This window comes from Kitasatospora sp. NPDC001603 (assembly GCF_040298365.1).
Classification (GTDB): Bacteria; Actinomycetota; Actinomycetes; order Streptomycetales; family Streptomycetaceae; genus Kitasatospora.
In genome coordinates this window covers 101869-112985 of record NZ_JBEPAA010000020.1, presented here as the reverse complement: position 1 = coordinate 112985, position 11117 = coordinate 101869, and the positions used below count along the sequence as shown (strand labels likewise).

At 75.2% G+C, this 11117-nt stretch carries 7 protein-coding genes; all 7 read right to left on the bottom strand.

What is annotated here, in order from left to right:
- Positions 1 to 145: 145 nt before the first annotated feature.
- On the bottom strand, positions 146 to 1423 hold the full coding sequence (cobA, locus tag ABT263_RS15710) for a uroporphyrinogen-III C-methyltransferase (protein ID WP_352290998.1): 1278 nt from the start codon (positions 1421 to 1423) through the stop codon (positions 146 to 148).
- Positions 1424 to 1530: 107 nt separating this feature from the next.
- Entirely contained in the window at positions 1531 to 5274 is a 3744-nt protein-coding gene (cobT, locus tag ABT263_RS15705) for a nicotinate-nucleotide--dimethylbenzimidazole phosphoribosyltransferase (protein WP_352290997.1), read from the bottom strand.
- Between the two features lie 496 nt (positions 5275 to 5770).
- Positions 5771 to 7036, bottom strand: coding sequence for a precorrin-6y C5,15-methyltransferase (decarboxylating) subunit CbiE (cbiE, locus tag ABT263_RS15700; RefSeq protein WP_352290996.1), 1266 nt, complete (start codon positions 7034 to 7036; stop codon positions 5771 to 5773).
- A 217-nt stretch (positions 7037 to 7253) separates the two neighbouring features.
- Positions 7254 to 7937: a GNAT family N-acetyltransferase gene (locus ABT263_RS15695; RefSeq protein WP_329486852.1), complete on the bottom strand. Its 684-nt coding sequence runs from the start codon at positions 7935 to 7937 to the stop codon at positions 7254 to 7256.
- 204 nt (positions 7938 to 8141) lie between these two features.
- A complete protein-coding gene (locus ABT263_RS15690) occupies positions 8142 to 8969 on the bottom strand; it encodes a MetQ/NlpA family ABC transporter substrate-binding protein (protein WP_352290995.1) in 828 nt (275 codons plus the stop codon).
- Positions 8970 to 9027: 58 nt separating this feature from the next.
- Complete coding sequence (locus tag ABT263_RS15685; protein WP_329486854.1) at positions 9028 to 9765, bottom strand: methionine ABC transporter permease; 738 nt, start codon at positions 9763 to 9765, stop codon at positions 9028 to 9030.
- On the bottom strand, positions 9762 to 10802 hold the full coding sequence (locus tag ABT263_RS15680; RefSeq protein WP_329486855.1) for a methionine ABC transporter ATP-binding protein: 1041 nt from the start codon (positions 10800 to 10802) through the stop codon (positions 9762 to 9764). Before ABT263_RS15680 ends, ABT263_RS15685 begins: the two co-directional genes overlap by 4 nt.
- Positions 10803 to 11117: the final 315 nt, after the last annotated feature.

Genomic DNA, 11117 nt, shown 5'->3' with positions numbered 1-11117 from the left:
CGGCGGCCTTGTTTTCCCCCCCCCCCCCGCGGGGGGGGGGGGGCGGGGGGCGGGGGGGGGGGGGGGGGGGGGGGGGGGGCCCGCCCCCCCCCCCCACTCCTCGGTCGATCAGGCGGGCACGGCTGATCAGACGCGCACGGGTTGGTCAGGCGTGCACGGCGGGGGCCAGGACGTTGACCACGTCACCGATGACGATCACGGCGGGGGGCTTGATCCGCTCCGCCTCGACGGTGGCCGCGACCGTGGCGAGGGTGGCGTCCACCCGGCGCTGGGCCGAGGTGGTGCCCTCCTGGACGACCGCCACCGGGGTGTCGGCCGGGCGGCCGCACTCGATCAGCTTGTCGGCGATCGCGCCGATCTTGTCGACGGCCATCAGCAGCACCAGGGTGCCGGTCATCCGCGCGACGGCCTCCCAGTTGGTCAGCGAGCGCTCGTCGGCCGGGCCGACGTGCCCCGAGATCACGGTGAACTCGTGCGTCATCCCGCGGTGGGTCACCGGCACGCCGGCCGAGGCCGGCACGCTGATCGAGCTGGAGATGCCCGGCACCACGGTGACCGGCAGCCCGGCCTCCGCGCAGGCCAGCAGCTCCTCGCCGCCGCGCCCGAACACGTACGGGTCGCCGCCCTTGAGCCGGACGACGAACTTGCCGGCCTTGGCGTGCTCGATGAGCGTCCGGTTGATCGCCTCCTGGGCCATGAACCGGCCGTACGGGATCTTGGACGCGTCGATCACCTCGACGTGCTCGGGCAGCTCGGCGAGCAGCTCGCGCGGGGCGAGCCGGTCCGCGACCACCACGTCGGCGTCGGCGAGCAGCCGGCGCCCGCGCACGGTGATCAGGTCCGGGTCACCAGGACCGCCGCCGACCAGGGCGACGCTCCCCGTGCCCGGCCGCCCGGCGGCGCCCCCGACCCCGTGCGAGCGGTACTGGCGGGCGGCCAGCGAGCCGTCCCGCAGGCCGTCCACGATGGCGTCGCGCAGGGCGGCGGAGTGCCTCGGGTCACCGGTGAGGACGGCGACGGTGGCGCCCGCGTCGCGGCCGCTGGCCGGGGTCCAGGCGGTGGCGGCGGCCGCGTCGTCGCTGCGGGCGCAGAACACCCGCTCGCGCTCCGCCTCGGCGCTGACCGCGGCGTTGACCGCCGGGTCGTCGGTGGCGACCAGCGCGTACCAGCTGTCGGCCAGGTCGCCGTCCCGGTAGCGGCGCTCGTGCCAGGTGAACTCCCCGGCGTCGGCCATCGCCTGGACGGCGGGCGTGGTGGTCGGCGATATCAGGTGCAGGTCCGCACCGGTGGCGATCAGCGCGGGGAGCCGGCGCTGGGCCACGTGGCCGCCGCCGACCACGACGACGCGGCGGCCGGCGAGCAGCAGGCCCACCGGGTACGGGGTCCGGCCCTCGGTGCCGGGGTGCGGGTGGGGCGCGGTCATGGGCAGGGCTCCTGAATCAACGTGAGGGTGCGGTGGGGGTACGGCGCGGCACCGCTCCGCGCGCCGGCGCGCCCTCGGGCCGGTTCACGGAGCGGTGCGGACGGTCGTCAGGCCTTCTCGGTGACCCCGGCGGAGTCGAACGTGGCTACATCGTGCATCGCCCGGGCCGCACTCTGCACCAGCGGCAGGGCCAGCAGGGCGCCGGTGCCTTCGCCGAGCCGCAGGTCGAGGTCGATCAGCGGACGCAGGCCGAGCTTGGCCAGCGCGGCCTGGTGGCCGGGCTCCGCCGAACGGTGGCCGGCGATGCAGGCGGCGAGCACCTCGGGCGCGATCGCCTTGGCGGCCAGCGCGGCCGAGCCGGCGATGACGCCGTCCAGGATGACCGGGGTGCGCAGCGAGGCGGCGCCGAGCAGGAAGCCGGCGATGGCCGCGTGCTCCAGACCGCCGACGGCGGCGAGGACGCCGATCGGGTCGGCCGGGTCCGGCTGGTGCAGGGCGAGCGCGGCGCGGACGACCTCGACCTTGCGGGCGTGCGTCGCGTCGTCGATGCCGGTGCCGCGGCCGGTGACCTCGGCCGGGTCCAGCCCGGTGAAGACCGAGATCAGGGCGGCGGAGGCGGTGGTGTTGGCGATGCCCATGTCACCGGTGACCAGGGCCTTGTTGCCGGCGGCGACGAGGTCGCGGGCGGTCTCGATGCCGATCTCGACGGCCTTGAGGGCCTCGTCCCGGGTCATCGCCGGGCCCTGGGTCATGTCCCCGGTGCCGGGCCTGACCTTGCGCGGCAGCAGGCCGGTGGTCCGGCCCTGCTGGATGGCGTCGGGGAGCTCGGCGGCGACGCCGACGTCGACCACGCAGACCTCGGTGCCGATCTGCTTGGCGAAGGCGTTGATCACCGCGCCGCCGGCCAGGAAGTTGCCGACCATCTGGGCGGTGACCTCCTGCGGCCAGGGGCTGACGCCCTGGGCGTGGACACCGTGGTCGCCCGCGAAGATCGCCACGCAGGCGGGCTCCGGGATCGGCGGCGGGCACTTGCGGGACAGCCCGGACAGCTGAGCGGAGATGATCTCCAGCATGCCGAGCGAGCCGGCCGGCTTGGTCATCCGCTTCTGGCGGTCCCAGGCCTCGCCGAGGGCCTTGGCATCGAGCGGGCGGATGCCGCGCAGGGTCTCGGAGAGCAGGCTGTGCGGCTCCTCGCCGGGCAGCGCGCGGTTGCCGTACTGCTCCTCGTGGACGACCCAGGAGAGCGGGCGCTTCTTGGCCCAGCCCTGCTGCTGGAGCTCCGGCTCGTCCGGGAAGGCGTCGACGTAGCCGACGCAGAGGTAGGCGACGACCTCCAGGTGCTCGGGCAGGCCGAGCTCGCGGACCATCTCCTCCTCGTCGAAGAAGCTCACCCAGCCGACGCCGAGGCCTTCGGCGCGGGCGGCCAGCCAGAGGTTCTCGACGGCCAGGGCGGCCGAGTAGGGGGCCATCTGGGGCTGGGTGTGCCGGCCGAGGGTGTGGCGGCCGCCGCGGGTGCGGTCGGCGGTGACCACGATGTTGACGGGCGTCTCGAGGATCGCCTCGATCTTGATTTCCTTGAACTGCTTGGCCCGGCCCTTGGGGAGCGAGTCCGCGTAGGCCTCGCGCTGGCGCTCGGCCAGTTCGTGCATCTTGCGACGGGTCTTGGCCGAGCGGATCACGACGAAGTCCCAGGGCTGGGAGTAGCCGACGCTGGGCGCGGTGTGGGCGGCCTCCAGGACGCGGATCAGCACCTCGTGCGGAATCTGGTCCGGGCGGAAGCCGTTGCGGATGTCGCGGCGCTCGCGGATCACCTGGTGGACGGCCTCGCGGCCGGCATCGTCGTAGCCGGGGGCGGCGGGGCCACGCGGCTCGGCGGGCTCCTCCGCGGGCTCCTCGGCGACGGGCTCGGCGGTGACGAGCTCGGCGGCTTCGGGCTCGGCGGCTTCGGCGGGGTCGGCCGCCTCGGCGGGCTCCGCGGCCTCGGTGCTTCCGGCCTCCGCGTCGGGGGCGGCGGCGTCGGCCCCGGCGGCCTCGGGCTCGGTCTCGGCGGCCGGCTGCTCCGCAGGGGTCTCTGGGGCCTCTGGGGCCTCTGCGGTTGCCTCGGGGGCCGTCTCGGGCTCCACCGGCTCCCCCACGGCCGCAGCCTCGGCGACAGCCCCCTCCGGGCCCGGAGCCGGGGCGGCGGCCTCGGCCTCCGCCGGGGCCTCCTGCGGCTGCTCGGGCTCCGCGACGGCGACGGCGACGGCCTGGCCGGACGGCATCTCGCCGGTGCCGACGGCGGTCTCGGCGGACTCCTCGGCGGCGGCCTCGGCCGGGCTCTCGCCTTCGGCAGGGGCCTGGCCCTCGGTGACGACCGACGCCTGCTCGACGGCGTCCGGCTCCTGGGGGGCCGGCGCCTGCTCGACGGCGGGCTGCTCGACAGCAGGCTGCTCAACGGCGACCGGCTCGGCGGCGGGCTGCTCCGGGGCGGTGTCCGGCACCGGCTCGGCGGCGGGCGCCTGGGCCTGCTCGGCGACCGCTATGGGGACGGCGTGCCGGCCCTCGCCCTCCGCGACGGCCTGGACCGGCTCGGTGCCCTCGACCTGCGGGAGGCCGTGCGGGGTCGGTGCGGCGAGGAAGGCGGAGATCCGGCGGGGCTGACCGGCCTGGGCGGCCGGCTGCTGCGGCGCGGCCTGGGCGGCGTCGGGCGCCTGCGCCTCGGCGGCCACGGGCTCGGCGACAGCGGGCTCGGCGACAGCGGGCTCGGCGGCAGCGACCTGATCGACGGCGACCGGCTCGGCGGCCACGGCCTCGGCGGGCAGGGCTTCGGTCTGCTCGGCGACCGGCACCTGCACCGGGACCTGCTCCACGACGGCCGCGGGCTCCACTACGGCGTCGGCGGCCGGCGCCGCGACGGGCGCCTCGGCGGTCAGCCCGGCGTCGGCGACCGGAGCGGCCACCTCCACCGCGTCCACCGGCTGCGCGGCCGGTTCGGCGTACTGCGGGGCCTGCGGGGCCTCCTGGACCGGCGGCACGGCCTGCGGCGGCTGGACCGGGGCCACCGGCTGCTGCGCCGGCGGGGCCTGCACGGGCGCGGCGGCCTGCGGCTCCGGCTGCCCGGCGAAGACCGGGATGCCGTGCGCGGGCGTGCCGCCCTGCGACGGGCCGCGGTCGGCGAGCGAGCGCACCGGGACCTGGCCGGTCATCAGCGAGGGGTCCGGGATCGGGGGCCCGGCGTGCAGCGGGCGGCGGGGCTGCTGAGCCGTCGTCAGCTGGTCCTGGCCCTGCGCCTGGAGCGGCGGCTGGACCTGCTGCGGCACCGCGGCCTGGAGCGGCACCGGCTGGACCTGCTGGGCGGCCGGGTCGGCCGCGCCGAGGACCGGCGGCTCCAGCGGCGGCCAGGACGGCTCGACCGGCGTACCGGGAACGGCCTGCTGCTCGGCGCTCTGCTCACCGGGACCGGCCGCCAGCGGCTCGCCCCAGGAACCCTGCGGACCGGGCATCAGCAGGACGTCGTCCTCGTCGTCGAGGGGGTCCGGCTGGTCCGGCTGGTCCAGGAAGTGGAACGCGGGGCGCGGGGCGCCCTGGTCGACCCCCCAGCCCTCGCCGGGCGCCTGGACGCCGTAGCCGGGCACGCCGAGCGGCTGCGGCTGACCGCCGGGGCCCTGCGCGGGAAACATGCCGATGCCCTGGCCCACCGCTCCGGGCAGGCCGTTCCCCGGCGCCGCCGGGTTCGGGATCAGGCCGCCGTCCGGTGCGACGCCCTGCCCCGGCGCGACAGTGGAGACGCCCTCCGGGCCGCCGAGAGGGTCGGGCCCGGCGAGCAGGTGCTCCGGCAGTCCCTCGTTCGGAACGTGGCCGCCATCGGTCATGTCAAAGCTCCTTCCAGGCCGCTGCCGCGCCCTTGGCGACGCGATCACCGACCGCAGCGCCCATCCGCACGGGCCGGGCCCTGGAACCGGACCCGCCCCTCAACCACATGCGGCCGCCGCGCCGAGGCGCTGCGGCCGAATTCCTTCCGGCGCGCTGCGGCACCCCGGCCCGCGCACCACCCGGGTGGGGAGGCGCGCCATCTGAGACAACGACAAGGCGGGGCGACCGGCAACGACCGCACCGGACCCTACGGCATTCTCCAGGTCCGGCACGCGGCCCGTCGAATTGCCCACACTCCGAGCCGTTCCGGGTTGCACCGCGTCAAAAAGGCGACAAACCGACCGGATCGGGCGGGCCCCCGGACGCCGCAGCCGTCCCGGACGCCACACTACCGGCCCGGCGCCGTCACCTCTCGAATCGGTGTCCGGATGCGACCTGGATCACCGCCGGACCCCGCAATCGCCACCGGGGCGGCCGGGCGACGGCACCCGGTCTTCACACGATCTGCTCACCCCAGAGCAGGAGCACGCCGGGCTCGCCCGCCGCGAGCCCCAGGCCGCCGTCCGCCCCGACCGGGTGCAGCGGCGCGGACTGGAGCAACGCGCCGTCGGCGCGGTAGCCAGCCCCGGTGACGGCGCGGCGGATCTCCTCGGCCTCGGCGAGGGTGCGGGCCACCGCCGCGAAGCGCTCGGGCCGGCGGGCCAGGACGGCGCGCACCACCTCGATGCCGCCGGCCTCGACGACGGCCGCGTCGGGCTCCGGCAGGCCGCCGAGCACCTCCGGGCCGGAGCCGTGGACGGTCTCCACCTCGACGCCGAAGCGGCGGGCGTTGACCGTCAGCCGGGCGCAGGCGGAGCGGGAGGCCTCGACCGCGACGACGGCCGCGCCGAACCGGGCGGCCTCCACGGCGAGGGCGCCGCTGCCCGCGCCGACCGACCAGACCAAGTCCCCCGGACGGACACCCAGACGGGCCAGTACGAGGGCGCGCGCGTGCGCGGGCAGCGCCTCCGGCGCGCCGGGCGCGTCCTCCGCGCGCCCGGCGCCCGTGTAGGCGTCGCCGGGGAGCGCCCAGCCGCGGTCCGGGCCGGGGTAGCCGACCGGGCGGCCGGCCAGCCAGCCGGCCGCCTCGCCCACCGCGGCCGCCTGCGGACCGCCGCCGTTGCCGCCGATGACCAGCACCACGTTGGGGTCGCGCCAGATGTGGTCGGCGACCCGGTCGGAGGTGAGGACGGTGACGTCCTCCTCGGGGGTGCCGAGGGCCTCGCAGACCACGAAGGTGCGGTGCACCCCGCGCAGCATCAGGGCGAGTTCGCTCGGTCCGGCGCCGGGTGCGGTGAGCACGGCGACCTTGGCGTTGGCCCGGCAGATGTTGGCGGCCCGGCGCAGCCGTCCGCCGTGGGCGCTGACCACCTGGGCGTCCTCCCAGGGCATGCCGGCCCGGGCGAAGGCGACGGCGACCGAGGAGACGGCGGGCAGGACTTCGAGTTCGAGGCCGTACTCGGGGCGGCGCAGGGTGCGCACGACGCCGAAGAAGCCCGGGTCGCCCTCGGCCACCACCACGGCGGCGCCGCGGTGTTCGGCGATCCGGCGGGCCGCGAGCCCGACGTTGCCGAGCACGAGCCGCTCCGCGCTCGGGGGCACCGGGAGGGCGTTGAGCTGGTAGGGGGCGCCGGCCACCAGGGTGGCCGCGGCGAGTGCCGCGCCGGCGGCCTCGGTCAGCGGGGTGCCGTCCCACCCGATGACCGTGATCCGGTCAGCCATCTGCGGCAGTTCTCCCTCGCCTCGGTGCGCCGACATGCCGCGCCCGCTTACGGCGCCGTGGGAGAGGCTACCGGGTGCGTTCCCCTCGGCGCCGACTTCTCGCACACATGTCCGCCGTTCGTCGGCCGCCGCTCCCCCGCCGGTCACCGTGCGGCCCACCGGTCACCGTGCGCCGGCTGGTCACCGTGCGGCCCGCCCGGGCCCGGACGACGGCGGGTCAGTCGCGCAGGACGTAGCGGTGGTCGTCGTGCCAGGCGCTCTCCGGCTCCGCCGGGTTCTCCATGTCCTCGGGGAGCAGGCTCCACAGGATGAGGTCGCTGCGGCTCTCGGCCGCGCTCCGGTGGCCGGACGGCACCTCCGCGGTGTGCGTACCGGCTCCGACGGACTCGGCCGGTTCGCCGCGCACTATCCAGGCGCTGCGCAGCACGCCCTCGCTGATGGCACCGACCTTCTGGGCGACCTGCTGGGCGGCGGTGTTGCCGGCGGCGGTGCGCATCTCCAGGCGCAGGAAGCCGCGGTCCTCGAACAGCCACTGGGCGGTGCCCAGGACGGCCTCGGGCGCGTAGCCCTCGCCGCGCGCCCAGGGGGCGGTGACGTAGGCGATCTCGGTGGAGCGCAGCCGCCAGTCGGTGTTGCGCAGCTCGACCAGGCCGACCAGGCGCTGGGTGAGGTGTTCGGTGACGGCGAAGACGATGCCGCGGCCGGCCGCCCGGTGGGCGGGGGCGAGGGTGCGGGCGAGTTCGGCGGCGTAGGCCTCGGTGAAGGGGTACGGGAGGTCGGTCCAGGCGAGGACGAGTTCGTCGGCCGTCATCGCGGCGAGGCCGGGGGCGTCGTTCTCCGCAAGGGGGCGCAGCAGCAGCCGCTCGGTGCTGATGGCGGTCTCGGGGAAGCTCGCTGCCATGCCGTCTCTCCTCGCCGGTCGTGGACACACCGTACGCCTCACCGGTACCCCGGATGTCGCGCGGTGCGCGGACCGCACGACGGTACGTCAGAACGCGGTCTGTCAGGGCGTCACTGGTGCATACTGCCCGACCGGGCCCCCGCCGAGGTGCGGCGGGGGCCCGGTCGTGGACGTGCGGTTCGGCGGTGCGGGTGGGTCCGCCGGTCAGAACGCCGGGATGACGGAACCCTTGAAGGTGTCGTCGATGTACTTCTTGACCTCGGCGGAGTGGAGCAGCTCGGCGAGCTTCTTGACCCGGGGGTCGTTCTCCTTGCCCTGCTTGACCGCGAGGATGTTGGCGTAGGGGTTGCCCTCGGCCTTCTCCAGCAGCAGCGAGTCGCCGGCGGGCTTGAGGCCGGCGTCGAGGGCGTAGTTGCCGTTGATCACGGCGGCGTCGAGGTCGTCGATGGAGCGGGGCAGCTGGGCGGCCTCCAGCTCCTTCCACTTGAGGTTCTTCGGGTTGCCGGTGATGTCCTGCGGGGTCGCGGCGGTGCCGACGCCGGCCTTGAGGGTGATCACGTTGTTGTCGGCGAGCAGCTTGAGCGCGCGGCCCTCGTTGGTGGCGTCGTTGGGCAGGCCGACGGTGGCGCCGTCCTTGAGGTCGCCGATCGCCTTGACCTTCTTCGAGTACACGCCCAGCGGCTCCAGGTGGACCGGCTCGACGGAGACGATCTGGGTGCCGTGCTTCTTGTTGAAGTCCTCCAGGTACGGCACGTGCTGGAAGTAGTTCGCGTCGGCCGAGCCGTCCTGCACCGCGGTGTTGGGGGTCACGTAGTCGGTGACCTCCTTGATGGTGAGCTTGAGGCCGGCCTTGTCCGCGAGGTTGTCCTTGACGAACTTCAGGACCTGCCCGTGCGGGGTGGGGCTGGCGACCACGGTGAGCGGGGCGTTGGGGTCGGAGGAGCCGGACGAGCCGGAGCTTCCGCAGGCCGCCAGCGAGAGGGCGATGCCGGCCGTGGCGAGGACGCTGGTGAACTTCAGGGCGTTGCGCACGAAAAGTGCCTTTCTGCGTGATACGGGGAGCCGGGTCCGGAATCGGACGCCGGGAGGTCTAGAGGGCGACGAGGTCCTCGTCGGGGGCGGCCGGGGTCGTGCCGCGCGGGCGGAGCAGACGGGTCCGGCCGCCGGTGCGCCCGCGGTTGGCGAGCCGGCCCACGGCCCAGTCGCCGAGCAGCTGCACCAGGGTCACGATGATCACCAGCTCCGCGACGATGATCCACATGAAGGCGGTCTCGAAGCGGAAGTAGCCGTAGTTGATGGCGAGGGTGCCGAGGCCCCCGCCGCCGACCACGCCGGCCATCGCGGAGTAGCTGATCAGCGTGATGACCGTGGTGGTGACGGAGGCGGTCAGGCCGGGCAGCGACTCCGGGAGCAGCGCCTTGCGGACGATGGTCCAGGTGGAGGCGCCCATGGCCTGCAGGGCCTCGACCAGGCCGCGGTCGACCTCGCGCAGGGAGGTCTCGACCAGCCGGGCGAAGAAGGGGATCGCGCCGATGGTGAGCGGCACGGTCGCGGCCTCCCAGCCGATGGAGGTGCCGACCAGCCAGCGGGTGAAGGAGATCAGGGCGATCATCAGGATGATGAACGGCACCGAGCGGACGATGTTCACGATCGCGCCGAGCACCTTGTTGACCGGCCGGTTCTGCAGCAGCCCGCCCTTGTCGGTGAGCACCAGCAGGACGCCGAGCGGCAGGCCGAGCAGGACGGTGCCGGCGGTGGCGACGCCGACCATCTGGAGGGTCTCCCAGGTGGCGGGCCACATCAGTTCCTGCATCTGGTCCCAGGTCATGCCACCGCTCCGCTCGCCTTGTCGATGCCGGTCGTGTCGAGCACGTCCACCTGCAGGCCCTGCTCGCGCAGGAACCCGATCGGCACCACGTTGTCCTGGTGGCCGCCGGGGAGTTCGACCCGCATCCGGCCGACCATGCGGCCGGCGATGGTCTCGACGGCGGCGCCGAGGATGTTGATGTCGATCTGGTAGGTGCGGGCGAGCTGGGAGACGAAGGGCTGGGCGGAGCTGTCGCCCTGGAAGGTGATCTCCAGCACGGTGCGGCCGGGGTGGCCGGTGCCGAACTCACTGAGCGGGAAGAGCTCGCGGGCGAGTTCCGAGCCGGGCTTGGCCAGCAGGTCGGTGAGCTCGCCGGACTCGACCACCCGGCCGCCGCGCATCAGGGCGGCGGAGTCGCAGACGGACTTGATGACGTCCATCTCGTGGGTGATCAGCAGGACGGTCAGGCCGAGCTGCTGGTTGAGGTCGCGCAGCAGCTTGAGGATCGAGCGGGTGGTCTCCGGGTCGAGGGCCGAGGTGGCCTCGTCGGAGAGGAGCACCTTGGGGTCGCCGGCGAGGGCGCGGGCGATGCCGACGCGCTGCTTCTGGCCGCCGGAGAGCTGGCCGGGGTAGCTGCGGGCCTTGTCGCCGAGGCCGACCAGGTCGAGCAGTTCGGCGGCCTTGCGGCGGCGCTCGGTGCGGTCCAGGCCGACGATCTCCAGCGGGAGCTCGACGTTCTGCTGCACGGTGCGGGAGGCGAGCAGGTTGAAGTGCTGGAAGACCATGCCGATCCGGCGGCGTGCCTCGCGCAGCTCCTTGCCGGCCCGGTTCTCACCGCCGGCGAGCGCGGTGAGCTCGACGCCGTCCACGGTGACGGTGCCGGAGCTGGGGCGCTCCAGCATGTTGACGCAGCGGATGAGGGTGGACTTGCCGGCGCCGCTGGTGCCGACGACTCCGTAGACCTCGCCGGGGCGCACGTGCAGGTCGACGCCGGCGAGGGCGGTCACCTCGCGGCCGCGGGAGCGGTAGACCTTGGTGAGGTCCGTGGTGGTGATCACAGCTGCTTCCGTGGGTCGGGGGCGGACGGCGTGGAGCCGCCGGACCGGGTTGCGGTCGGCGGGACGGACGGCGTCGCACCGGGGGGATCCGGACCTGCCACCCCTTGATCGTCGCCGCTGGGCGGCCGGGCCGCGCGACGGCGTGGCCCTAACGAGTCATCAGGGACGACCGCCGGCCCGTGGCCGGGCAGGCGGACGGAGCGGGTGGGGCTCCACAGGCTGGGGCGTGCTCGCACTGACGGGAGCAGGCCGGGCCTCGCTTCGGGGCGCGAGGGGGAGGGCCCCGGCCGACGGCCGGGGAGGGGACGGTGGCCC

Bases quoted from the DNA above. Each gene is read 5' to 3' on its own strand.
- cobA (WP_352290998.1), bottom strand. From the start codon at position 1,423: ATGACCGCGCCCCACCCGCACCCCGGCACCGAGGGCCGGACCCCGTAC.
- cobT (WP_352290997.1), bottom strand. From the start codon at position 5,274: ATGACCGATGGCGGCCACGTTCCGAACGAGGGACTGCCGGAGCACCTG.
- cbiE (WP_352290996.1), bottom strand. From the start codon at position 7,036: ATGGCTGACCGGATCACGGTCATCGGGTGGGACGGCACCCCGCTGACC.
- ABT263_RS15695 (WP_329486852.1), bottom strand. From the start codon at position 7,937: ATGGCAGCGAGCTTCCCCGAGACCGCCATCAGCACCGAGCGGCTGCTG.
- ABT263_RS15685 (WP_329486854.1), bottom strand. From the start codon at position 9,765: ATGACCTGGGACCAGATGCAGGAACTGATGTGGCCCGCCACCTGGGAG.